Origin of the sequence: Chryseobacterium defluvii (genome assembly GCF_003634775.1) — a bacterium.
Taxonomy (GTDB): domain Bacteria; phylum Bacteroidota; class Bacteroidia; order Flavobacteriales; family Weeksellaceae; genus Chryseobacterium; species Chryseobacterium defluvii.
In genome coordinates this window covers 619,044-645,152 of sequence record NZ_RBXB01000002.1, presented here as the reverse complement: position 1 = coordinate 645,152, position 26,109 = coordinate 619,044, and the positions used below count along the sequence as shown (strand labels likewise).

Genomic DNA, 26,109 nt, shown 5'->3' with positions numbered 1-26,109 from the left:
ATTTTAATGTATTCTAATATTGCGGCAAAGGTCGGATATTTAAACCACCCCTTCAAAAATTCTCTGAATTTTTTGACCCCACCAATGGAGGGGAATTTTTATTTGCAAAATATTTTTATGGTTTAAGATAAGAAGGTAATTCCATTGGGACTTCCATCAATAAAATTTCGGTGTCTTCTATTGCTTCTATATTAAAGCTTTGAGTGTCCCAGATTCCTAATCCGTCTCTTTCGTTTAAAATTCTGTCCCCTACTTTTGCACTTCCTTTCAGTACAAAAGCATAGACTCCGTTTCCTTTTTTGTTCAACATATAATTTTTCCCGTTTCCTTTGGTGAAATTGGCAATATTGAACCATGCATCCTGATGAATCCAAACCCCGTCGTCATTTTTATTGGGTGATAAGATTTGTTGAAAACCATTCACTTTCTCACCTTCTTTGATGCTTTTCTGGTCGTATCTTGGTTCAAGGTTAATCTCTCTCGGGAACACCCAAATCTGAAGGAATTTAACCGGCACATCTTTGTTTTTATTATATTCGCTATGCATAATCCCGGTTCCGGCACTCATGACCTGGATTTCTCCTTTTCTGATCACCGCCGTAGTTCCCATAGAATCTTTATGCTCCAAATCACCTTCCAAAGGGATGGAAATGATTTCCATATCTCTGTGAGGATGTGTTCCGAAACCCATTCCCTGAGTAACGGTATCATCATTCAATACTCTTAAAACACCGAAATGGGTTCTTTCCGGGTTCTGGTAATTGGCAAAGCTGAAAGTATGATAGCTGTTTAACCAACCGTGGTCTGCATGACCTCTTGAATCTGCTTTATGATATACTGTTTTCATATCTGATTTATTTATGGTACAAATGTACGTTATACAGCCCTCTGAAATCATTGACGTAGGATAAGAACGGAATTGTGATGAATGAGATTGATTTTTTTTTGAAACATTGGATTTTTAGGAATATCTAAGTTTAGGCTAAAGCCTTTTTGGAAAGCTTTAACAAAAAAGCGGGCTAAAGCCCGCTTTTTTGATTTTATCCTTTCAATAATTAAAGAAAGTCTAATTTCTATCTTAAAAATGTACCTGTTGGATTTCTTCTTCTATTTCTTTTGGACTTTCAGGTTCTTCTTTAATGAAAATCATGGTAACTACTGCTCCTATCAACATACATACCCCTCCTACCACAATATAATCAATAGCCTGCTTTCCAAAGACACCACTTACAATTGGACCTCCGAAAACTCCATTAATAATTTGAGGGATAACAATAAAGAAATTGAAAATTCCCATGTATACTCCCATTTTCTTTTGCGGAATGGAATCTATTAGCATCGCATAAGGCATTGCTAAAATACTTGCCCAGGCAAATCCTAATCCGATCATTGAAATCCAGAGGTTGTGTGTATCTTTTATAAAATACATTGAAATCAGACCCAATCCTCCACATGCCAAGGCTAAAGCGTGAGTTTGCTTTTTACCGATAAATTTCGCAATCGGAGTCAGGGCAAAGGCAAAGAAAATAGCATAGAAATTATAGCTTCCGAACAAGCTTCCCGTTAAATCCCCGGCTTTATTGAATTCCGCAGAATGGGTATCATCAGGAGAAAGTCCGAAATGATGGGTTGCTAAAGCACTTGTTGTGAAAACCCACATGGTAAATAATGCAAACCAGGAAAAGAACTGTACGATTCCCAGTTTCTTCATCTGGGATGGTGCATTTTTAAAGTCTTTGAAAATATCAGACAATTTTGATTCGTGTTTTACAATAGGTTTCCCGCCTTCAAATGACGCAAATTCTTCCGGTGAATATTCTCTGGTCGTAAAAATGGTATATAAAATTGATAATATCAAAACTGCAGCACCGATATAGAAGGCATAGATAACATTATCTGCTACATACCCTTCCGGAGCTTCGTTGGAGATTCCCATCTTCGTTAACCATCCCGGCAATTCGGAACCGATAACGGCCCCAATTCCGATTAAAATCGTCTGAACGGAAAACCCGATTGTTGCCTGATGTTTCGGGAGCATATCTCCTACCAAAGCTCGGAAAGGCTCCATTGCCACATTGATGGACGCATCCATCATCGCAAGGAAAATTACAGCCATCAATAAAACATTGGCAGCCATCATTTGCGTTGCAGAAGCGGCATTAGGAAGCATTACCAACCCAATGGCACATAAAACCGCCCCGATTAAAAAATAAGGTTTTCTTCTCCCGAGCGGACTCCAGGTATTGTCACCCATATGCCCGATAATAGGTTGAACGATAAGCCCTGTAATGGGTGCAACCAGCCAGAACCAGGATAATTCATGAACATCTGCTCCGAAATTGGCAAGGATTCTACTTGCATTTCCGTTTTGTAAGCCGAAAGCCATCTGAATTCCCAGGAATCCCATACTCATGTTGATAATCTGAAGTATGGATAAATTGGGCTTTTTTCTTTTTCCAAAAGAACCCGTTATATTTTTTTCCATTATTTTGTTTTTAATTGTTTGATTAATGCATCTTCTATTGGGGCTTTTTCTGCCACCACTTTATCCACTACATCATTAGGAACTGTTACGGAAAGAACATATTGTCTTACTTTCCATTGTCCGTTGATTTTTTCAACGACTCCTGAACCACGGCAGATTTTCATTTGGGTATCCAGAAGTTCATCAAACCATGCTAATTTTCCGTCTTTGCTGAAGTAGATATTTCTTTTAAGAGCCGTGAAATTCCAGGTTCTTTTTTTATCAAAATAAGGTTTTGCCCAAACCATGAATTCTTTTTTATTCCAAATTTCGGTAGCATCTGTTCCGATAAAAGTAGATTCGTCGGCGAAATAATTGAAATATCCTTCATAATCGGATTTTGCAGCAGCTACATTAAAGCCGTCGAGCATGGTACTGATCTCCGTTTTTTCTTTTTCAAATTTGTTTTTTAATTGGGCTGAAATCCCGGTAAAACCCAGTAAAAAAAATATTAAAGTATAGAAAAGTGCAGTTTTTTTCATTTGGAATTAATTTTAAATAAATCAGTTTATAACTCAATGATCATCGATGTTTTTGCAGGTATGCTTAAGCTGTTCTGTAAAGAAATTTCTTTTCCTGAAATAATATCTTTTCCTTGAGCAACATTTTTAATACCTTCTGAGAATCTTTTTAAATTCAGGGTCTGAGCCTCAGTATTATTGTTGATAATTGTCATTACCCTATCTTTATCGTTATACCGGAAGTAAACATAAACGTTATTTTCAGGGACATAATGTAGGGTTTTTCCTGTATGGATGACTTCTTTGGATTTGCGCCAGTTTAGCAGCTTTTTTGTAAAATCAAAATATTGATTTTGGGATTCTGTTCTTCCTGATTTCACAAAGGCATTATTGGAATCTTCTTTCCAGCCTCCCGGAAAATCACGGCGAATATCTCCGTCTCCTTTTCCTTTATCTCCGGACATTCCGATTTCTGAGCCATAATATAGTTGAGGAATCCCACGAACAGTCAAAATCAATGTCATGGCCAGTTTATAATCTTCGATATTGGAATATGACTGATTAAATCGCTGTGTATCATGATTTTCAGCAAATACGAGTATATTATTAATATCAGGATACAGAAAATCATTGGCAAAATTATCATATACTCTTTGCATCCCGGAATCCCAACCTGATTTTTCTTTAAAAACCTGACCTATAGCGTCGTGCAACGTAAAATCCATCACAGACGGCAGATAAGAATTGTAGTTTTCTATGGCGGCAATTTTGCTGTCTTTCTGCCAATAGGACATTTGTGCCTGATCGTGCATCCAGACCTCTCCAACAATATTCAGATTCGGGTATTCATCGGTTATTCTTTTCGTCCATTCTGCAATTCCTTTTTTATCATTATAAGAATATGTATCTACTCGCAATCCGTCTAAGCCTGCATATTCTGTCCACCAAACGGCATTCTGAACCATATAATTGACTACTAACGGGTTGCTTTGATTCATATCGGGCATTGTGGTATCAAACCATCCATCCATACAGTTCTCCGCATCTGTTTTTGCTGCATTGGTGTCAAACTGTGCAGTCATTCTGTAATTGCTCCGTTTGAAACCTTTTTCTCCTTCTTTCCAGTAATGGATCCAGTCTTTTGAAGGCAGGTCTTTGATGATCCAGCTTTGTGATCCCCAATGATTGGTCACATAGTCCATAATAAGTTTCATATCCCTTTTATGAAGCTCATTGGCCAGTCTTTTATAGTCTTCATTGGTACCGTAACGCGGGTCTATTTTGTAATAATCACTCTGCGCATAGCCGTGATAAGAATATGAGGGTTCATTGTCTTCCAGTAAAGGGGTATTCCAAAGAGCTGTTACGCCCATTTCCTTGAGATAATCAAGATTTTTAATGATTCCTTCTATATCTCCTCCATGACGTCCGCCAGGATTTTTACGGTCTGATTTTTCAGCAGTATCCTTGGTATTGTCATTAGACGGATTTCCATTGGCAAAACGATCCGGCATAATAAGATACATGACATCCTTTGAGGTAAAAGAATCCCGATTAGCTGAATTGGACTCTCTTTGCTTTAATTCATAAGTGTATGAATCTACATTCTTTTTCCCGTTTTTGATATTGATCTTAAATTTCGGAACACTGATCTCATTGGTGTTTACCGTGATAAAAACATAATTAGGATTTTCAACTTTCTGAACATTTTTGATCTGAATTCCATCTGAAAGCTCAATTTCATTGTTAGCTATATCTTTTCCGTAAACCAGTATCTGAAGTTCGGGATTCTTCATTCCTTTCCACCAGAAGGCCGGTTCTACTTTTTCCAGTGGTTTTTGTGAAAAGGCCAGAGAGGCTGCTGAAAGAGCGAAAATGGTGTATATTTTTTTCATTGGAATCATGTTTTGATTTAAAAACCTTACAGAAGTATGATCCGTAAGGTTTTAATGATTTTTGGCTAAAGCCGTTTTATATCTTTTTTATTGTGAAGTGGGCTAAAGCCCACCTTTATTAATTATCAAAAAATTAATTGACAGGCTTGATAGAGATCGCAAAACCTCCACTTCGTACCATTTTGAAATTAATTTTAGACTTGCTTGTAATTTGTTTTTTGTAAATGTTATAGCTTTGAGGATTATTGATATAATCAGCATCTTTTCCATCTTCATAAATGGTTGCCTCATATTTTTTACCTTTATCCAGGAATGAGAAATCTAAGGTGTAATCACGTTTATTTTCATCGGTAATTCCACCTACGAACCAATTTTCTGTTCCTTTAGCTTTTCTGGCTGTAATGATATAATCTCCCGGTTCTGCTGACAAAATTTTGGTATCATCCCAGTCTGCCGCAACATCTTTGATGAACTGGAAGGCATCCATATGCTTTTTGTAATTTTCAGGTAAATCCGCAGCCATTTGAAGTGGCATATACATTACGACATACAATGCCAATTGTTTCACTAAAGTGGTTTTAACGAAACGCTGGTCTCCGGGGAAGTAATAATCCAATTTGGTCTGGAAAATTCCGGGCGTATAATCCATCGGTCCTCCCATCCATCTTGTAAATGGCAAAATAGTCTGATGATCCGGATTATTTCCTCCGAAAGCTTCGAATTCCGTTCCACGGGCGGCTTCTGCAGAGATATAGTTCGGATACGTACGGCTTTCTCCTGTAGGACGCACGGATTCGTGAGAGTTGACCATAATTTTATAGTCATTGGCTTTCTCAGCAATTCTATAGTAATGATTAATAGTCCACTGTGAATAGTGGTGTTCCCCTCTTGGAATAATATCTCCTACATATCCTGATTTTACGGCATCATAACCGTATTTATTCATTAATTGGAAGGCTTTGTCTGCCCATCTTTCATAGTTGGTTGCGGAACCTGAAGTTTCATGGTGCATGATTAACTTAATTCCTTTAGAATGAGCATATTCATTCAGCATTTTGATATCAAAATCCGGATAAGGGGTGATGAAATCAAAAACGAATTCTTTTGAGTGGCCGAACCAATCTTCCCAACCGGTATTCCAACCTTCAATCAAAAGCCCGCCGAAACCATTTTCTGCTGCAAAATCAATATATTCTTTTACTTTATCATTATTGGCTGCATGTTTTCCATTAGGAGTAAGCTTGGAAAAATCCGTTATTCCCAAATGAACATTTTCCGCAGTTGAATATGCCCACTGAGATTTTCCGATGATCATTTCCCACCAAACTCCCATATATTTCGTAGGGTGAATGTAAGAAGTGTCAGTATATTTTGTAGGTTCATTCAGGTTGAAAAGCATTTTGGAATCCATTACTTCTTCCGCTTTTGGCGAAACAATAATGGTTCTCCAAGGTGTTGTGGAGGGAGTTTGTATATATCCTTTTGCGCCCTGTCTGTCGGCTGTAAGATGTGTTTTAAATTTGAAATTCTGAGCATCCACTTCAAGATGTGAAGCCGGATAATTGAGAACGGCAGCTTCTGCAACATTCACATAAAGAGGGTCTTTACCTTCTCTTTTTAACATTAATGGGGACTGAACCGCATTTTTGATCAAAGTCTGGGAAGCGTTGGAATCAGTAGCACCTTCCCATTTTCCCGGAATTTCAGAAACTTTGGTAGTTTGGTATTTATATTCCTGAGAATCATAATCCGCCACAATCCACCAGGCTTTCATATCGGTAGGGAAATCGATCTCCGAATCCTCCTCTCTGATAACGAAATAGTTAAGATTTTTCTGTTGCGGGAATTCATATCTGAATCCTAAACCATCATTGAATAATCTGAACTTTACAACGATGCTTCTGTCTGTAGAATTCTGGTTAAGTGTAACCGCCAATTCGTTGTAATGATTAATATAGTTTTTCTTTTCTCCTAAGACCGGTTTCCAGGTTTCATTTTTAGAGTCTCTTTTTTCGTCTGTTTTGGTAAAACCATTGTTCAGATCAAATTTAGCATCTTCCGGTTTTGCAATTTCGGAAGCGAATTTTATAGAAGTGTCTTTAAATAATCTCAATCCTAATTTAGAATCTTCAACTACTGTAGTCCCGTTATATTTCAGGTTATAATAGGGAACTCCCTGCTTTAACTGGAAGTTCATTTCAAACTTTCCGTCCGGTGATTTTAAAGATTGTGCATTAACGCCTGCGAACATCATTGAGAACAATAAAGCTCCAACTGTAATTTTCTTCATAATAACTAATATAAGCATTAAAAATAAAAAAAGTGTTGCTAAAAAGCAACACTTTATGTATATAAATTCGGTAAATTTTACAATTTTGTAAGTGTTAATTTATAATTTGCCGAGTTATGTAGATCCAACTCTATTTTATAATTTCCAGCAACATCCACTTTATAGCTTGGATCACCCGTTACTGTATTTTCAGTATTCAGATAGGTAACAACACTTGTTGCGGAAGTCAAAGTTTGATCAGCACTTGCCGGCTGGAACTTCATTGCCCAGTCATCGTTAGCTCTAAACTTGAATACTCCAGAAGTTGTTAAAGCAATGGAGTTGATTATAAATGTTTTAGTAGCCGGATTGTATACAAAATTAGTGTCTGATCCCCATCCTGTAGGTGTTGCATCACCAATAATTCCGAAATTGGCAATCACTGAAGAATATGTATTGGCTGCCCAATCCACATTAATGTAGTAAGCTCCAGCTAAAACGGCCTTAATATTTTGCTCACCCTGCTCAACTAATTTACCGGTAAAGGTGCCATCGTCACCTTTATCTCCCGCCCAGTCCTGATTAATAGTGAATTTGTATTCGCTTGCAGGATTGGTCACATAGATAAATCCTCTGTATTTATCATTTTTTCCAGGAGAAAATAAATTGGGTGAATTGGCAGGATTCCAGTCTGCATATCCGGCTGCCCCGGCATATCCTCCAGGTACATTAATTTTAGGATAGATCAAATCCGGGTTCGGAGCATATCCGGTTACATTCACAGTGATTACATTAGAATAATATGCTGTAGTACTGTTTAGGCTTGACTTTAATCTGATCTCTATAGGTTTTGCCACATTCGGAGCTACATTTAAAGAAGCCAGAATATTGTTCATTTGAAGATGTGTCAATGAAAATGTATTCCCGTCCATTGGAACATCCTGAACAGAGCTTGGTTTAAAATTTGTACCAGCGACTGCTAATTCAACGGAGTTGGTAAAAGCTATCTTTGGGTCAAAGGTAGGGTTCACGTAGGTAAATGTAATTGCCGCCTGACTTGCAATGGTTTCATTTAAAACCACTGAAGTTTTATCAGCTGACAAATTTCCTTGCGATGTATTGCTAAGGATCAACTTTTCATCGTCTCCTTCACATGAAACGATAAACGAAGTTATTACTCCTAATAGAAATATTTTAAATATATTTTTCATTCTTAATCATTTAAGTTTTTTTAATAACCTGTGTTTTGAGTCAAATTAGGGTTGGCCTGAAGTGCAGATTCAGGAATTGGAAATAAATTGTAGTTACTTGAAATAGAAGTTCCGTTAGCGGTTCCTCCTTTCCAAGGCCATAAATAAGTTCCTCCGGTAAATCTTCCGTAACGGATGAGGTCTTGTCTTCTTACTCCTTCCAGTCCTAGCTCTCTTCCTCTTTCATCCAAAATAGTCTGTAGTGTCATACTTCCAAGTATAGTAGCTCCTGCTCTTGCACGGATAAGGTTTACGTAAGAAAGCCCTTGAGAAACGGTAGCCGTAGAAGCCCCTCTAAGTGCACATTCCGCATAGATAAGATAGGCATCAGACAATCTGAATAAAGGGAAATCTGTAGAAGAAAACGCGGTTACATTTCCTGATCCATCCGTATTTCTATTAGAAAATTTAATAGATGGATATCCATTAGTCCACTCCTTATAATCATTCATTTCAAAGGTATGTCCTGTAGTCCAGAACATTTTAGCTCTTACATCCGTACTTGCGGCAAGTTCCGATGCGTTAGCTCCAAACAAACCATACCATCCTTTTGATGCACGATGTCCTCCCCATCCTTCTGCTGCTCCGTAGGTAGCAAGATTCATCGTTGTAGAGTTTAAGTTTCCATTAACAATATATGTTGTATTCCCATAACTTTGAGAAGAAGTAGCATCAGCAATCAAAGGAAAGATAATTTCTTTTGAGGTATTATTATCTGCTCTAAAGTTTTTAGCAAAACTAGTCTCCAGTTGATAATTCCCGCTTGTAATTACTTTTGAAGCATATGTAGCAGCATCATTATATCTTGCCGTACCTGTATAAACTTCTGCATTTAAATACAGTTTAGCCAATAGCATCTGTACAACAGCCTGATTTGCTCTCCCATATGTATTGGTAGGTGCTATTTTAGATTCAACATCCTTTAGCTCGGCCTCAACAAAGTTGAACAATTCAACTCTTGATGATTCCGGAAGAGGTGTTGCAGAACCATAGGTATCGTTGTTAACCAAAGGTCCTTTTCCGAAGAAATCAATCAGATAATAGTAAGATAAAGCTCTTAAAAATCTCAATTCACTTACATACTGATCTTCATTTTGAACATCTACCCGATCTCTCAGAATAAGGATCAGATTGGTTGTTTGAGGAATCGTATAATAAATTCTGTCATATACATATTTAAAGAACTTGTTATTTGAATTCCATCCGGAAGTTGTAGTAAGTTGATCCAAACCATTGTCTCCCCATCTGTTTTTCATTCCATCTGCAGTAAAATCATTAAGATTTACCAATCCTCTGATGAACGGCGATTCTCCGGCATTAGCTCCGGCAATATCAGAATCACCGGGACCACTTACACTTGATAATGCAAATGTAGAGTACATTCTGGATAAAAGACCTTCTACTGCATTGGGATCTCTTATTAAAAGTTCTTCCAATGTAAGTTCATATTTCGGTTCTGTTTCCAGATCACTAGTACAAGAAGCAAAAAACAAACCTGCTATTGCTAATAAACTATATATTTTTGTTCTTTTCATTATTTTTCGGATTAAAAGTTAAAGTTGAAACCAATAGTATAAATTCTTGGTCTTGGATAGAAGTTGTTATCAACTCCACCAAAGTTTTCTGGATCCTGCCCTTTGTACTTCGTCAGGATAAATGCATTGTTAACTGATCCATATACCCTTAGATCAAGCTTATTTCCAAATATTTTCTCGATGCTATATCCTACGGTCACATTATCCAGTCTAAGGAATGACGCATCGTGTAAGAAATAATCAGAAAAATACATATTGTCTGTTGGTTGAACAAGATTGAATGATGATCTTCCGTCATAGAAATCAAGCACGTTGCTTAGATGCTCGGAATTGGCCGTTTTAGCCTGGTTGATAAATCCTTGCGCAACATGTCTTCCGTCATACACTTTACCGCCAATCTGTCCTCTGAAATTAGCCGTAAAATCCCAATTTCTATAGTTTAAACTTGTACCGAATCCATAGGTGAAATTAGGAATTATCTGTGCATCATAGCGGTCATCATTGGTGATCTTACCATCACCATTTCTATCAACGAAAGTATCTGCTATCGGGTTTCCGTTATCATCATATACCTGTTGGAACATCCATGCAGAATAAGGCTGAAGGCCCACCACATGATAAGCGATTTTAACGCCAGTACCAACAGGAAGGTCTCCACCAGCTAAAATTCTGTCATAGTATTTTAGCTCCAGGATTTCTCCTTTGTTATAAGCAATGTTACCAAATATGTTCCAGTTGATATTTTCTTTTTTAATAGGATTAATGTTCAAATTCATTTCCACCCCTCTGTTTCTTAAAGAACCTACGTTGTCTGAAAATTCATTGGTAAGCCCTTGCCCGGGAGGAACAGGTGCCTTCAGTAAAAGGTCTGTGGATTTCCTGTCATAAAAATCAATACTTCCGGATAATACATTGCCTCTAAATAAGCTAAAATCAAATCCAACATTCCAGCTTGTTGTAGTTTCCCACTTCAGGTTTTGATTATATCCTAATGCAGAGTAAATATTAAATCCTGGAAGATATTGTGCATTTTCCCCGCCTAATGAGAATAAAGGTCTGGAAGGATAGAATCCGCCTGCGATTTGTGTGATATCCTGCTGTCCGGTTTGTCCCCAACCGATTCTCAACTTTAATTCCTTAACAACTTCCGAATTTTTCAAGAATGCTTCCTCCTGCATCTTCCATGCAAATGCCGCTGAAGGGAAATACCCCCATTGATTATCAAATCCATTGAAAAGGGATGAAGCATCCGCTCTGAATGAAGCCGTGAAAAGATATTTGTTCTTGATGTCAATATTGGTTCTTGCAAAGAAAGACTGAAGATTCAGATGATTGAAATAACCGTAATTAGGGTTTGCTCTGTTCGGCTGCGGGATACGGATACCGCTTCCTGAAGGATCAGAATAAAACTGTTCTTTATTTCCATCATATCTGAAATCCTGATAGGTATACCCTCCCTGAATTAAAAAGTTGGTAATAAAATCATTAATCTTTCTGCTATACACTAAATAAGCATCCAGGTTTCTGTTATTGGTAAACTGGTTTTCAGCGTAGGCCAGACCTGGGTTATAGATTAGGTCCTGTAAAGAATTGGTCGTAAGATTAATAATTGAATTTCTGGCATTCTGATCATAGGTCTCACGAATCTTAGTCCTTGAAGATTCCAACCCCATATTCACTACCGCTCTCAAATCAGGCAGAAAATGAAACTTATAGTCTAATTCCACATTCCCAAGGAATCGGTAAGTATTCTCTGGACGGTGTCTTTGCATTAGCAATCCTAATGGATTGGAGTCATACGTTAAATTGTATACCCCATTTGCCTGATAAAAATTCTGATAATATCCACCAAAATAATTCTGACCCATTTCTTGCCCAAATACATCACTGCTGTACACCGGCAAGGTAGGGTTTCTCGTTAATGCAGCACCAATAGCACCTCCCGCATCTACTGTATTTTTATCTACTCTGTAACCTTTTGCGTTGATATCTACTTTTAAATGTTTGTCAAAAAACGTTGGTGTTAACCTTAAAGTAGCTGAAAATCTTTCCAGATCATCATTTTTCACCACCCCTTCGGTTCTGTTGTAGCCTAATGATAACCTTACAGGAAGTGTTTTAAATAAATTTCCTGAAGCACTAAAATTGTTATCTGTAGATACGGACGTTCTGTACACTACATCCTGCCAGTCGGTATCATAGATCTTACCCATTACCGTAGGATTAGCAGGGCTTCCGCCCGTCCCCAGCTTCCAGACATCATTCGGGAAATATGTCTGAATAAAATTAACGTATTGACTGGAGTTCATTACATCAATGTATTTAGTCACCTGTCCCAGAGAAACATTAGTACTAAAATTCATTTTTAATCTACCTCCCCCCGATTTTGTTTTAATAAGGATAACCCCGTTGGAAGCTCTGGCTCCATAGATCGCTGTTGCTGAAGCATCTTTAAGTATAGAGAATGATTCAATATCATTAGGATTTACTAAAGCTAATGGATTTTGAATCCCTGCAGGATTCGTGGAATCGAGAGGAATCCCATCAATTACAATTAATGGATTATTCGACGCACTAATAGAAGATCCTCCACGAATTCTTATGTTGGGTGCCGAATCCGGTGATCCTCCTCCATTAGTAATTCTAACCCCGGGGGCTTTTCCTTGGATCAGCTGATCTGCAGAAACAATAGCTCCTTTATTAAAATCTTTTTCAGTAACAGCTGTTACAGATCCTGTAAGATCTGTTTTCTTTTTAGCCCCAAACCCCACCAATACAACTTCTTCAATTTTTTTTTCCTGTGTTATAGTATCGTTTGTTTGTGCATGAATTACCGTACTTGCCAGTAAAAATGCAGGCGCAATCTTTAATACCGTTGTAAAATTTTTCACAATATCGTTTTTTTTATAGTTTCTTTATTTTGTATCATTCCTTGGATAAAACCCAGACTCGCAATTTATAAAAAAATTATAATTTCTGTCGATTCATTGAAAAATTTATTAATTTTCTGTATATTGGTTGTTCAATTTGAAACCAAACAATTGTTTTTCATTTGGTTACGTCAAATTATGCCATACATAACAATGGGCTATTTTTAATAAAAAGTTAAACATTTGTTTAACTAAATGTAATATTCACCGCTCTGAACTGTTAAAACATCGTTAAAAAAACTGCTCTTCGGATTTCTTAAGATATTCCTTATCTTTGCACTTAAAATTTTACTATAAAATGTCAAACAGGAAGATGATTACGGCTGCTTTGCCTTACGCAAACGGTCCGGTTCATATAGGACATTTAGCGGGGGTGTATATTCCTGCTGATGTTTATGCAAGATTTCAAAGGAGATTAGGAAAAGATGTAGCGTTTATCTGCGGTTCGGATGAGCATGGTATTCCTATTACCATTCGAGCTAAAAAAGAAGGAGTTACCCCTCAGGATATTGTGGATAAATACCACGAAGTCATTAAAAAATCTTTTGCTGATCTTGGAATCTCATTTGACGAATACTCCAGAACAACTTCAAAAAAGCATTATGAAACGAGTCAAGACTTCTTCAAAACTCTTTATGAGAAAGGAAAATTTACGGAAGAAGTTTCTGAACAGTATTTTGATGAGCAGGCTAATGAATTTTTAGCAGATAGATATATTGTAGGAACCTGCCCAAACTGTGGTAACGAAAATGCTTATGGAGATCAGTGTGAAAAATGTGGTTCTACCCTTTCTCCTTCTGAGCTTATCAATCCTAAATCTATGCTAAGCGGAAATGTCCCTGTGCTTAAAGCAACCAAAAACTGGTACCTTCCATTAAATGAATATGAAAGCTTCCTGAACGAATGGATTATCGAAGGTCACAAAGATGACTGGAAACCCAACGTTTACGGACAGGTAAAGTCTTGGCTGAACGATGGTTTAAAGCCTCGTGCAATGACCAGAGACCTGAACTGGGGAGTTCCCGTACCTCTTCCGGGTGCTGAAGGAAAAGTATTATATGTATGGTTTGATGCACCGATCGGGTACATTTCTTTTACGAAAGAATGGGCAGAAAAGAATGGAAAGGATTGGAAAGATTACTGGCAAAGTGAAGGAAGTGATTTAGTTCATTTCATCGGAAAAGATAACATTGTATTCCACTGTATTATCTTCCCTTCGATGATGAAAGCTCATGGAGATTATATAATGCCGAAAAATGTTCCGGCTTTTGAATTCCTGAATCTTGAAAACGATAAAATCTCAACTTCAAGAAACTGGGCGGTTTGGGCACATGAATATGTTGAAGATTTCCCTGGACAGCAGGATGTATTGAGATATGCTCTTCTTTCTTCTGCTCCGGAAACAAAGGATAATAACTTTACCTGGAAAGATTTTCAGACGAAGAATAATTCTGAATTGGTAGGAATTTTCGGAAACTTCATCAACAGAGTTGCCGTTTTAATTAATAAAAACTTTGACGGGATTATTCCTGAAGGTGACATCAATGCTCCTGAACTTGAAGAGATCGGTATCAAAGCTACAGAAATAAAAAACTATCTTGAAAATTACGAATTCAGGAATGCATTAACATCATTCATGAATTTGGCAAGATTTGGTAATAAGTATTTGGCTGATGAAGAGCCTTGGAAAACTATCAAAACTGATTTAGATAAAACTAAAAAAATTCTATTTATTGGCGCCCAAATAGCTGCTGCATTAGGAAATTTAGCTGAGCCTTTCCTTCCTTTTACAGCACAGAAAATTTATGACATTTTCAATATCAAACAAATGAACTGGAATGATATTGAACATTCAAAAGTTTTAATTGAAGCAGGTCATAAAATAAATGTCGCTCCTCTTTTATTCTCTCAAATTGAAGACAGTGTAATAGATGCTCAGATTGAGAAATTAGAACAAACAAAACAAAACAACAAAAAAACCAATCCTAACGCCACTCCTATGAAAGAACAAATCAATTTTGATGATTTCACTAAAATCGACCTGAGAACAGCTACCATTTTAGAAGCTGAGAAAGTAGAAAAAGCCGATAAGCTTTTAAAACTGACGGTTGATACAGGTGTAGATGTAAGAACGGTAGTTTCAGGGATTGCAGAAAGCTTTACTCCGGAAGAACTGATAGGCAAGCAAGTAATGATTCTTTTAAACCTGGCTCCAAGAAAGATTAGAGGAATTGAATCTCAGGGAATGTTACTTTTAACTACTAAATCAGATGGTAAGCTATCGTTTGTAACGCCGGATGATCAAGTTGAAAACGGTGTTGAAATCGGATAATTAAATCCAAATAAATATAAAAGAGACTGCAAAATTGTAGTCTCTTTTTCTTTTATGGTATTGTATTCTGAATGCACAAAGTGAAATAAAGAATCTCGATAAACCATGTCATAAGTCAATGGAGACTCTTCCTTCGTCAGAATGACAATGTATCTGTATTATTTTTTAATAAGTCTTGCCAAATAAGAGTCTTCATATTGCAATACTTTTTCAATCTTAAAACCATTATTTTCGGCTGCATTTTTTAAAGTATTAAAATCCAGATATAACCATTTAATAGGCTCTTCAGAATCCCCTTTATAATGAACAACATAATCGAGTTCACCATAATATCCGCCTGCTGGAATATAAACACCGCCGTCTTCATCACGGTCAAACATATAAAGAATATCTGTACTATCGATTAAAATCTGTCCGTTTTCATTCAATAAAGAATGTAATTTTTGAAGATAGGTATCAATGTTGGCTAGGCTTTCGAAAATACCCGTTCCATTCATCAATAATATAATGGTATCGAAAGTTTCCCCCGAAAATTCAAGCATGTTTTTGCAAACAGCATTTTTTACTCCACGTAACTTACAGATTTCAATAGATTTCGGGGAAATATCTAAAGCTACCACATCAAGTTCTTTTTTATTTTGAAGGTATAAACTGTGCGAACCTGCTCCTGCTCCAATATCCAGAACTTTTCCTTGGGCCAATTGAAGTGCTTGCTGTTCGATTTCATTCATCTCTTCAAAACCTCTGAAAAGATAATCTACAGGAAGTTCATCCAGTTCAGAAATTGAGGTTTCCGTCTGTAAATCTTCAGGATTTTCATTGTGATAAAAATCCCAGATCGCTTTTCCCATTAAGTCTTTCATACCTGTTTTTTAAGGCCACAAAGATACTGATTTTAGATTTTTTTAAATACAAAGGTAAAGCCCCATTTAAAAAAATAAATGAAGCTTTACCAAATGAAAAACAAGGTTTCGTCAGATCGCAGGTCCTGCTGCGTCTTTTATTTCTTCTAATAATTTTTTTCTTTCGTGCAGTCTTCTTCTGGCTATGACGGATTTCCCGCCAAGCATTCTGACAAATCGTACATATTGGAAACGTTCTCTTCCGAAATGATGCGTTAAAATATATCCCAACACCCCAAACCCGGCCAAAATAATATATCCGAATATCTTTTTACCGGCTATGATGATCGCGTTGAATTGAACTAACTTCATATTGGGAGCCAGCGTTTGCGGAGTAATGGTCATTCCATCAACATATACTGCTAAATCCCCTATTCCCACTACCTGAAAATGGTATTGAAACCATGAATACAATGCCGAGAAAATTCCTACAGCAAGAAAGGTTCTCCAAACCAACACAAGACCAATTGCAGCAAGCAGATCATCCAGTTCCAGCTTATCCAGCGTATAGAACCAGATAGAAATGAATAAGGAGCCCATCCCATAACCTTTCAGGAACATCGGCAAATACCATCTGTCAAAGCTGAACTCTAATACCATTGAAAAATACATGATAATAGCATATCCCATCATCGCCGAAAAGCCTGAAAAGATGTACATTTTTAACGGTATTTCTTTTTTAAACCAGAATACAGCTACTATTCCTGCCAATACAAGCCCCGGAACCATCAGAACATTCAATTTGGCATTCGTTAATTGATCATAGCCTAAAACCCCAACCGCAAAAGTATTCTGAATAGAAGTGGTTCCTAAAAACATTCCCAAAAACAGCAGCATCACCAAACCGTGTATCACATTGTTTTTTTTGAATATTTTAAATGATAAATAAGGTCTTTTCAAGGTCAGCTGACGAACAGATAGTAACGCAAAACTTACAAAAGCAGCGATACTTGCATTCATGATTTTTGAAGAATTCCACCAGTCCTGTTGCTTTCCAAACGAAAATACGTACGCCGAAAACATAAAGGTCGAAACGAATAAGATGATACTCAGCCAGTCAATATAGTATAACGGCACTTTTAATGCAAAATACTGGTTATGCATAAAGATCCAGCATAACAGAGCCATACCCAGACATACTAATGATGCAATGATAAAAAACTGTTGCCAGTTATAGAGAATAGAAACTTCTACCGCATAATAATTGGAAACCTGGCTTAAAGTTAAAACAAAGGTATAAAAAACGCCATAAAACACGCCTCTGTTTCCCATCATCATCATGATGGGTAAAAAGAGCTCAATAGCCACCATCATTTTGAAAAAACCAATGAATAATGAAGTTATTACAATTACCATCGGTTGCAAAGTCGTTGCATTCACAAAACTGAACAATCCTAAAAGGATAAACAACGCCGTAATTTTATGACGTACCTTAAATCTCATTTTCATTCTCAAAACCAAAGGCATTGCTGCTCCCATACCGATGGTTGTCGCGTAATTGGCAAATAAAAAATACTCTGAAAGCGCACCGGTTCCTCCTGTCATAAAGCTGATGTTTCCGGTATAAACCCCTCCAAGCGGCATTACTACCATCAGCATCAGTACAATGAGCAAAAGCTGCATGGGTTTCGGAACCCAGTCATTAAATAATCCTTTATTATACATAGTTTAGAGACTAGAAGTTAGAATTGAGAATTGAGAATTGTCAATGGTGAACAGAAATTACATATTTGACTTGCAAGGCAAAATTCACCATTGACCACTCACATTATACTATTTGCTATTTTTGAGCTATATTGATGTTCATATTCATCCCTGCACGGAGCTTATTAAGGTCTTCTTGCTTGTTGGAAGCTGTAAACTCAATTCTTACGGGAATTCTTTGCTGTACTTTAATGAAATTACCTGTTGAATTATCTGTAGGTACACTTGAATACCTTGACCCTGTTGCTGCCGATATTGCGGTAACAACCCCTTCAAATTTTTGTCCTCCTAATGCGTCTGCAGTCATTATCATTGTATCCCCGATTTTTACGTTGGGCATCTGGCTTTCCAAAAAGTTAGCAGTCACCCATTTTTGTCCGTTTAAAACTATTGTTGCCACTTGTTGACCGGGTTGGATCAATTGCCCTTCGGAAATGGTTCTTCTTCCCATTACTCCATCATAAGGAGCCGTAATCACGGTATAGGAAAGATTGATTTTCGCCATATCTAAAGCCGATTTTGTCCTTTTAATTTCCGCATCATTAATTCCTAATCTGCTTTTTACTTCCGTCGTGGAAAGATTGGCCGATTGCTTTTGATTGATCAAGGTTTCATAGGCTGCCTTTTGAGCATCATATTCAGTTTTTACCTGATCATACTGTTGTCTGGTAACCGCTTCTGCGGCCAACAGATTTTTATATCTGTTTAAATTCTGTTCGGCATTCCAAAGTCTTGCTTTGGCCCCTGCAATATTGGATTGCATCACATTCACATTATTGGAAACGGTATTCACGGATGAACTCGTCACCGAACGTTGAGCCAATGCATTTTGATAAGCTGCTTCCGCCTGACCCAATTGGGTTACAATCTCACGATCATCCAGAATAACAAGAGTATCTCCCTTTTTGACCTGCTGATGTTCAATAAATTTGATTTCTTTGATATAAGCCGGAACTCTTGTATTGATCGGGTTAATAAATTCCTCTACCTGTGCCGCTTCCGTATAGCTTTTATCTCCAATATGAAAATATTCACGAACGAGCCAGAATAATCCGAAACCGATGACCAGAAAAACAACAAGATTTGAAATAATAGCCCTGATTTTATTTTTTCTGGTTTCCTTTTTTTTAATTTCTCCGCTTGATGTTGCCGGAGTTGGAGTATGTTGAGTTTGTTCCTTGTTTTCCATTGTTTTTGATTTTCAGTTGTGATAATTAAAGTGTTCCTGTAGATTTTAAAAGATTATAATATTGATACAATACATTAATCTCGGCATTGGCGTAATCCAGTTCGGATTGTAACTTTTGATTCTGTGCATCAATCATTTCCGCCTGTACGGCTAACTGATTCAGATACTTAGCTTCGGTAATCTTATAGTTTTCTTCCGCCAGTTTTTTGGCATCATTCAGGATTTCAGCCTGTTGAATAGATTCCTGATACTTTACATACGCTGCATTTACCCCCATATCTACATTTTGTTGTACCAAAGTCATCGCATCGTTGGCCTGATTTTTCTGAAGCTCACCAAGCTTGATTCTTTCCTTTGTCTTAAATAAATTATCAATATTATAGCTTAAGGAAATTCCTGTTTGCCACCCTCCGGAATACATATCCAGAACAGGGTTTCTTGTCGTGATCGGACGTTGCAGCGTATATCCTCCGAATCCAGCAACAGTCGGCATTTTATCGGTTTTAATGATCTCAATATTCTTATCTGCAACATCTATATTGGTTTGGGCAGATTTCAACTGCGGATTGCCGTTGTGTGCCAATTCCATATAATAGTCCAAACCGATACCGGATTCTTTGTTGGTAAGATTTTCTACGGGTATAATTTCTGTTCCAGAAGGCAATCCTAAAGCAATATTTAAATTATAGTTCAGGATCTTTCTGTTATTCGACAAAGTCAGAATTCCCTGATCCAGATTTTTGATGGCCAGCTCACCACGGATGACTTCATTTCTTGTTACCATTCCCTGCTGATAGAATTTCTGAATATTTTTCAGTCTTTCCTGAGCCAGTTTTTTATTGTTTTGAAAAACTTCTTCCTGATTTAAAATCTTATAGATATCCAGATAATTGGAAATTACCAGAAATTTTACATCCTGCTTATTCTTTTCAAGATCCAGTTCAGATAACTGTTCGCGAAGCCCGGTCATTTCAATGGATTTATTTACCAGTCCGCCTTTAAAGATAAGCTGGGTTGCCTGCACGGAATAAGAGCTTCCATAATGAGGCATCGGAATATTCGTAGAGTTTGAAAAATCTTTGTCGATCGCCACTGCATCGCCTAAATAGAACTGACTTGTAGAAGCAGTAATGGCAGGAAGCTTTTGAAGTTTCACCACATCCGTTTGTTGTTTGGCTATATCGATATTTTGAGCAGAAACTTTTAACTGCTGATGATTCTGCACAGCCAATTCCGCTGCCTCACTCGCGGTCATCTGTTTTTCCTGTGAAAAAAACAGCGTAGGAATGAGAGCTATCACTAAAGATAGTGCTGTTTTTACATTATTTATCATTTTACCTTGTTTTACAGATGCAAAGTTATAGCATGCATAAAGTCAAACAAATGTTTGATTTTTGGAAAAAGATGTTCAAATGTAGGATTTTTACTTTTTGAATTGATTGCGGTATTGAGTCGGGCTCAATTCCAGATGCTTCTTAAAAAAATGAGAAAATGAATACTGATCGCTAAAACCAAGAATAGAGGAAATCTCAGAAACAGGCTTTTCTGATGAGTTTAAAAGCACTTTGGCTTCATTCATTACAATTAAAGCGATGATTTCACTGGCCGATTTACCCGTAATGGATTTTACGACTGATGAAAGATGTCTGGTTGTAATCGACTGACGTTCTGCATAGAACTCTACCGTTCTTTCGGTATGATAATGAATCGTAAGATCTTTTAGGAAATTGAAAACAATTTCTTCCTGTCTGGACATACGGCTCATGGAATTGTTATCTTCTTTAGAAATAACTCCAGCCATCTGATAGCAGAATACGGAAAACAGATGTTCTATAATCTCCTTTTTATAGATTATTTCAGTGGGTGAATCTAATACATATTTCAGGAAATTCACACTTTTCCAGACCAGTTCCATTTCATCCTCATGAAAAGGCACTCCCCTGTTCATTTGTTGCCTGAAATAACGGTAAGTAATCAGTCTGTTGAATTTTAAGGATAGTGCAGAAATAAATTCTCTTTTATAAGAAACCATTCTGGACTGGAAATCATCACTTACGGAAATCATTTCATATACGGTTTGCGGATCCGTTACCATAAACATGTTGGCGGAAAGCTCCAGGTCACTGAAATGTTGTCGAAGCTTTATGGTTCCGGTTTTCACAAAAACAAACGCCGGGTTTTCGGGACGGAAAGGTTTATCGACAGAAATTCTCTCGAAAATATTATGCTGAGTAAAAATTTCAACTCCGAATTCTTCTAAGACAGACATAGTACAAATTTAGCCAATATCCGACTCTATTACAAAATTTTATTATTTTCGTGCTAACAATCATTTCAACCATGAGAAAGATCGATTTACTTTTGGCAGAATACGGCGAAAGCCACAGAAACGCCGTCAACAAACTGATCCATTGGATATGCGTCCCTCTTATCTTCTGGACAATCTTAGGTTTTATTTCTCTTATCCCTTCAAAGTCAATATGCTTTATATACATTGGCTGTATCAGTTATGTAAGCTTTATTGTAATGGCTTTAATAACAATCTATTATTTGAGGCTTTCCTTTCTGATTGGCTTACTTATGATTTTCATTATGATTGTGATGGAAAGCTTTGCCTATGGGGTAAATACCCGCTTTGACCAGCCATGGATCATTTACCTTGCTGTTTTTGTTGCTACCTGGATCTTACAATTTGTCGGCCATAAAATAGAAGGCAAAAAACCATCTTTTTTAAAAGATGTTCAGTTTCTTTTGATAGGACCCATCTGGCTTTTAAGCTTTATCCTAAAAAAATTAGGAATCAGGTATTAATCTTCCAGAGCATATACGGCAAAGCTTGCCAACCAGTGGTCTCCGCCATAATTCCCTTGAAAAAGCAAGGGTAAACCGTTAGCTAAAAACCTATCCGCAGTGTTACGAAAATCCTTTTTCAACGGGTGATTATCGGGAAGAGATTTTGCAATTCCCTTCATACACCATGCTTTTGAGAATGATAATCCTACGAGGTGAACAGTCTGATAGTCACTTAGATCACTGACCACCGGAATTTTCTCAATATTTTCTAAACTGCGTTTTTCATAGAAGTTATTCAGCCATTGTACATATTCTTTCTGAGGGAGAACTCTTCTCATAAGGTCGGCAATTTCGAGACTGGGAGAAAAAAAATCTGAACCGTCCGGCTCTAAATAAGCAGGTGTTTTCTGATCATTTAAATAGAAATACTTTGCTTTTTCCATCAATTGGTTTTCAAAATCCTTGTCCTTGTTTGCTCTCGCCCAATCTATTGCAAAAGCCATCGCAAAAGCCGTGTTAGGGTGAACTCCGGTTCTATTGGGATACGTTTGTTTGGGCAAATAAGTTTTCCAGGATTGTAAAATCCGGTCAGTCAGAGGTTTCAGATTCTGATGCCACATTTTAGCTTTTGGATGATCCCAGGTTGCCAATTCTTCATCTAATTTCAATAGCCATGCCCATCCATATGTTCTTTCAAATGTAGTGGTTAATTGAAATTTTGTAAAATAATCTGCTTCAGCCTGCAAGCTTTCTTTCTTCAATGAGTTGTCCAGAATATGTTCAATGTCTTTGGCATTCGATAAGCCGGGTTTTGTCTTTAATAGCCGAACCAGCATCCAATGACCGTGCACTGAGCTATGCCAATCGAAACACCCGTAAAAACTGGGATGCAGATCTTTAGGCGACAGGGAAACTTCCTTTTCATTATTAATGATATGCGCTGTTTTATTCGGATATTCCTGGTTGATACAATGTAAGGGCTTATCAGAAAGTTTTACAGCCATTTCATTGGTCAGCTTCGGAGCTTCCTGGGCATAGATCAGAAACGGAGAAAATACAAATGCTAAAAGACTTTTTTTCATGTAATAAAAATATAAAATTATTTGATCTTTCATGAAATCAATAAGAAAATCAATAATTCAATTAAATATTTAAACGAATCATCATAATATTTCTAAAAAATTATATGAAAACGTATTTTAAGCACACTTTTTGATCATCTTCATAAAACTTTCTTATGAAAAATATTTTCCTGCTTTTATTGTTTCTTATCATTATTCAATGTAATAAATCTGAAAATCTTGCCAAAGAAGAAGCCGCTATACAAGTTGCACCTCCCAATTCAATATCCGAGAAACTCAAATCTGATGATAAAGTATCAGCTATGGCTGTTATGGATTCTGAACAGCCTCAACCTCCAAACCAAGAAATTGCTCCTAAAAAAATAGACACCATTTCTAAAAAGGTGATCAAAAATGGAAATATGACCATTCAGGTCGGAGATATTAAAAAGGCTCATCAACAGGTTAATGAAATTATTAAAAACAACAAGGCTTACGTACAGACCGAAGAATTTCGAAATACCGATACTGATGAGAATTTAAACCTGATCATCCGTGTTCCCCATAAAAATTTTGATGCCCTCATCAATTCTTTTTCTGACGGATTAGGTTCTGTGTTATCAAAAGAAGTTTCGTCTGAAGACGTTACGGAAGAATATACAGATGTTTCCATTAAACTGGCCAACAAAAAAATATATCTTGAAAAATACCGTGATCTCCTTAAAAATGCAGCTTCCACAAAAGACATGCTTGAAATTCAGGAAAAAATACGCGGACTGGAAGATGAAATTGATGTTGCTGAAGGCAGATTGCGTTTTATTGATGACCGTGTGAACTACAGCACCCTGAACCTAACATTATATAAAGAAAAAGTGAGAAGCTCCGCTACTTCAAAAATAGGTTTTGGAAGCCGCTTCGCTGATTCCCTGACTGAAGGCTGGAACAGTTTTGTAGGTTTTATTCTCGGGCTGGTTTCATTGTGGCCATTCTTACTGATCGTTCCCGTTATCATTTTCTTATGGAAAAAATGGAGGGCAAGAGAGAAAAAATAAAATAAAAACCGGATAGCAATATCCGGTTTTATTAATTTAAGCATTAAAATGATTTTTAACGGTTTCCAGTATTTTTTCCTCCGGCATCTGCTGTGAGGTATCCAAAGTAATTTTCAGGTTTTTATACTGAGCTGTATCATGAAGATAATGTTTCAGCTCTTCCTGAGTTACTCCCGGTCCTGTAATATATAATTCCTGGGTATTGGTAAGTAAACCTTCTACTTCTTTGAAGAATTTAATTCTATTCGTTCTTTCTGCATTGTTTCCGGCATTCTCACTGGAGTTGCCGTGCTGTATTTCCGCTTTCACTGGTTTGCAAAGGAAGAATTCGGAGGCATTTTGTGAATCGTGATTTTTAGCCACAATAGCTTTTTCCGTATCTATCCAGATTCCGGCTAATCTTTTATCAGACATAACTTTAATTTTTTAATTATTAGAAATGTCCAATTTGTATGCAAAACGTGGGTTAACGAAGTGTTAAAGTAGTAAATTACATCAAAATAAAACCAAATGAATGAAAATGAAATTTCTTACCTCGTAAGGAAATGCATCTTTAATGTATATAACGAACTGGGCCCTGGCTTGTTAGAATCCATATACAAAAAGATTTTAATTTATGAGCTGGAAGAAAACGGGCTTGATGTTCAATCGGAAGTACTACTTCCTGTATTATATGACAAGAAACAATTCAATGTCAATTTCAAACTTGATCTTCTTGTTGAAAATAAAGTAATCTTGGAGCTTAAATCTGTAAAAAGTTTGGAAGATATTCACTTCAAACAATTGTACACTTATTTAAAATTATCCAATAAGAAATTGGGATTACTAGTAAATTTTAATACTACTAATATTTTGGATGGAGTGAAGAGGGTTGTGAATAATTTATAATATTGAAATATTTTAAGTTTCTCGCAGATTATGCAGATTATGCAGATTACGCAGATCTTTTAAAGTTTTTTATTAATATCTAAAACAACACAATCATCTGCATAATCTGCGAGAGAAAACTATCTTCCTAAAACAAACACCGCCGGAATTTTGTGAAGCTCCGGTTTTTGTTTCTGCCATTCTTTTATTGTCTTCGTTTTGATGAATTCATGCTCAGGATCATTGATATTGGCGGCAATACACAATTTGGTCTTCAGAGAAAGAAATTTACATAAATCCTCAAAAAGCTGATTATTCCTGTAGGGTGTTTCCATAAAGATCTGAGAATATCCGGTTTTCTGCACCAGGCTCTCCAAATGGAGAATTTGTTTTTTCTTCTCACTTTTATCAATAGGAAGGTAACCATGAAAAGTAAATTCCTGACCGTTAAATCCACTGGAAATCAAGGCTAAAATAATAGATGATGGTCCTGAAAGAGGAACCACCCTTATATTTTTTTCATGACACCATTTCACAATCAAATTGCCCGGATCAGCTATACACGGGAGCCCGGCTTCAGATAATAGGCAAAAATCCTGTCCTTTCAGCATCAATTCCTGCGCTTCTTTAATATCTGCATTTTCGGTGTACTTATCCAGTAAAAATAATTTTAAGTCCGATTGTTTTTTCTCCGGAGCAAAAAACTTAATCACTTTTCTTGCCGTTTTTTCATTTTCCACAAAGAAATAATCCGTCTGCATGATATAATCTTTCAGGATAGGTGAAAAGTGACTAACGGGAGTATTTTCAGATAAATAAGCAGGAATTAAAAAAAGCATTTTATTATTATTTAGTTCTTTCTTTTAGTGAAGGTTGGGGATAATATTGAGTGAGATCCATTGAAAACGTAACGGATGTAATTTTCCAGACACCGTTAATCTTCATAAGGGTCCATATCTCTTTTCCCCAGTTTTCCATTTTGCCGTCATACCAAAAACTATAATCAAAGTTGGCAGAAGCAATAGATCCGTCTTCAATAATCTGGATATTATCAAATTTTTCCTCAGACTTGTTGTCTTCAAAGCTTCTGATAAAATCTTTATAATCATCCGCAAAGTATGCTTCCAGCTTAGGATTTTTCTCTGAACGTTTTACCTGGGTTCTGTCTTTATAAATTCCTGTCCATAGAACAGGCTCCTGGAATAAAGACAGATATCTGGCTTCATCCCTGGTTTTAATGCATTCCATAAAATCATCCATTACTTTGCGAATGGCAATTTCATCCTTTGTTTGTGACCATGCAAGATTAAAGGTCAATAGAAATACAATGAGAAAACTTTTCATA

Annotated in this window: 21 protein-coding genes; 4 read left to right on the top strand and 17 right to left on the bottom strand. The window is 36.8% G+C overall.

Annotation, left to right across the window (positions count from 1 at the left end; translation table 11 throughout):
- Positions 1-115: 115 nt before the first annotated feature.
- From BCF58_RS09710 to BCF58_RS09675, 8 genes are all read right to left on the bottom strand, one after another.
- The gene (locus tag BCF58_RS09710) at positions 116-847 is read right to left on the bottom strand and encodes a pirin family protein (protein WP_121461593.1); all 732 of its coding nucleotides are present in this window, start codon (positions 845-847) and stop codon (positions 116-118) included.
- 231 nt (positions 848-1,078) lie between these two features.
- Positions 1,079-2,485: an MFS transporter gene (locus tag BCF58_RS09705; RefSeq protein WP_121461592.1), complete on the bottom strand. Its 1,407-nt coding sequence runs from the start codon at positions 2,483-2,485 to the stop codon at positions 1,079-1,081.
- Positions 2,485-3,006, bottom strand: a complete 522-nt coding sequence (locus BCF58_RS09700) for a nuclear transport factor 2 family protein (protein ID WP_121461591.1) — start codon at positions 3,004-3,006, stop codon at positions 2,485-2,487. The genes BCF58_RS09705 and BCF58_RS09700 overlap by 1 nt, the downstream gene beginning before the upstream one ends.
- A gap of 26 nt (positions 3,007-3,032) precedes the next feature.
- Positions 3,033-4,880, bottom strand: coding sequence for a glycoside hydrolase family 13 protein (locus tag BCF58_RS09695; protein WP_121461590.1), 1,848 nt, complete (start codon positions 4,878-4,880; stop codon positions 3,033-3,035).
- Between the two features lie 133 nt (positions 4,881-5,013).
- Entirely contained in the window at positions 5,014-7,170 is a 2,157-nt protein-coding gene (locus BCF58_RS09690; protein WP_121461589.1) for a glycoside hydrolase family 97 protein, read from the bottom strand.
- Between the two features lie 77 nt (positions 7,171-7,247).
- Positions 7,248-8,360, bottom strand: coding sequence for a SusE domain-containing protein (locus tag BCF58_RS09685; RefSeq protein WP_121461588.1), 1,113 nt, complete (start codon positions 8,358-8,360; stop codon positions 7,248-7,250).
- A gap of 20 nt (positions 8,361-8,380) precedes the next feature.
- On the bottom strand, positions 8,381-9,934 hold the full coding sequence (locus BCF58_RS09680) for a RagB/SusD family nutrient uptake outer membrane protein (protein ID WP_121461587.1): 1,554 nt from the start codon (positions 9,932-9,934) through the stop codon (positions 8,381-8,383).
- An 11-nt stretch (positions 9,935-9,945) separates the two neighbouring features.
- Entirely contained in the window at positions 9,946-12,825 is a 2,880-nt protein-coding gene (locus tag BCF58_RS09675) for a SusC/RagA family TonB-linked outer membrane protein (protein ID WP_170148999.1), read from the bottom strand.
- 337 nt (positions 12,826-13,162) lie between these two features.
- On the opposite strand from BCF58_RS09675, the gene metG reads away from it, so the two are divergent.
- Positions 13,163-15,196, top strand: coding sequence for a methionine--tRNA ligase (gene metG / locus BCF58_RS09670; RefSeq protein WP_121461585.1), 2,034 nt, complete (start codon positions 13,163-13,165; stop codon positions 15,194-15,196).
- Between the two features lie 158 nt (positions 15,197-15,354).
- Here the strand turns inward: metG and BCF58_RS09665 are convergent, their stop codons facing one another.
- The 5 genes from BCF58_RS09665 to BCF58_RS09645 form a co-directional block, all read right to left on the bottom strand.
- The gene (locus BCF58_RS09665) at positions 15,355-16,059 is read right to left on the bottom strand and encodes a class I SAM-dependent methyltransferase (RefSeq protein ID WP_121461584.1); all 705 of its coding nucleotides are present in this window, start codon (positions 16,057-16,059) and stop codon (positions 15,355-15,357) included.
- A gap of 111 nt (positions 16,060-16,170) precedes the next feature.
- Complete coding sequence (locus BCF58_RS09660) at positions 16,171-17,763, bottom strand: efflux MFS transporter permease (protein ID WP_121461583.1); 1,593 nt, start codon at positions 17,761-17,763, stop codon at positions 16,171-16,173.
- Positions 17,764-17,878: 115 nt separating this feature from the next.
- A complete protein-coding gene (locus tag BCF58_RS09655; protein WP_121461582.1) occupies positions 17,879-18,991 on the bottom strand; it encodes an HlyD family secretion protein in 1,113 nt (370 codons plus the stop codon).
- A gap of 25 nt (positions 18,992-19,016) precedes the next feature.
- Entirely contained in the window at positions 19,017-20,324 is a 1,308-nt protein-coding gene (locus tag BCF58_RS09650; RefSeq protein WP_121461581.1) for a TolC family protein, read from the bottom strand.
- Between the two features lie 90 nt (positions 20,325-20,414).
- Positions 20,415-21,260 carry a helix-turn-helix domain-containing protein gene (locus BCF58_RS09645; RefSeq protein ID WP_121461580.1) on the bottom strand — a complete coding sequence of 282 codons (846 nt, stop codon included), beginning with the start codon at positions 21,258-21,260 and terminating at the stop codon, positions 20,415-20,417.
- A gap of 71 nt (positions 21,261-21,331) precedes the next feature.
- Between BCF58_RS09645 and BCF58_RS09640 the strand changes: the two genes are divergently transcribed.
- On the top strand, positions 21,332-21,802 hold the full coding sequence (locus BCF58_RS09640) for an Mpo1 family 2-hydroxy fatty acid dioxygenase (protein ID WP_121461579.1): 471 nt from the start codon (positions 21,332-21,334) through the stop codon (positions 21,800-21,802).
- Here the strand turns inward: BCF58_RS09640 and BCF58_RS09635 are convergent.
- On the bottom strand, positions 21,799-22,866 hold the full coding sequence (locus tag BCF58_RS09635; protein ID WP_121462030.1) for a DUF2891 domain-containing protein: 1,068 nt from the start codon (positions 22,864-22,866) through the stop codon (positions 21,799-21,801). The genes BCF58_RS09640 and BCF58_RS09635 overlap by 4 nt on opposite strands.
- Positions 22,867-23,021: 155 nt before the next feature.
- Between BCF58_RS09635 and BCF58_RS09630 the strand changes: the two genes are divergently transcribed.
- Positions 23,022-23,897 (top strand): DUF4349 domain-containing protein, encoded by an 876-nt coding sequence (locus BCF58_RS09630; protein ID WP_121461578.1) that lies wholly within the window; start codon positions 23,022-23,024, stop codon positions 23,895-23,897.
- Positions 23,898-23,933: 36 nt separating this feature from the next.
- On the opposite strand, the gene BCF58_RS09625 is transcribed toward BCF58_RS09630, so the two are convergent.
- Complete coding sequence (locus BCF58_RS09625) at positions 23,934-24,311, bottom strand: hypothetical protein (RefSeq protein WP_121461577.1); 378 nt, start codon at positions 24,309-24,311, stop codon at positions 23,934-23,936.
- A gap of 96 nt (positions 24,312-24,407) precedes the next feature.
- Here BCF58_RS09625 and BCF58_RS09620 point away from each other — a divergent pair, with 96 nt between their 5' ends.
- Entirely contained in the window at positions 24,408-24,785 is a 378-nt protein-coding gene (locus BCF58_RS09620) for a GxxExxY protein (protein ID WP_121461576.1), read from the top strand.
- A gap of 119 nt (positions 24,786-24,904) precedes the next feature.
- On the opposite strand, the gene BCF58_RS09615 is transcribed toward BCF58_RS09620, so the two are convergent.
- Complete coding sequence (locus tag BCF58_RS09615) at positions 24,905-25,603, bottom strand: SAM-dependent methyltransferase (RefSeq protein ID WP_121461575.1); 699 nt, start codon at positions 25,601-25,603, stop codon at positions 24,905-24,907.
- A 7-nt stretch (positions 25,604-25,610) separates the two neighbouring features.
- On the bottom strand, positions 25,611-26,108 hold the full coding sequence (locus BCF58_RS09610; RefSeq protein WP_121461574.1) for a Cif family virulence factor: 498 nt from the start codon (positions 26,106-26,108) through the stop codon (positions 25,611-25,613).
- Position 26,109: the final 1 nt, after the last annotated feature.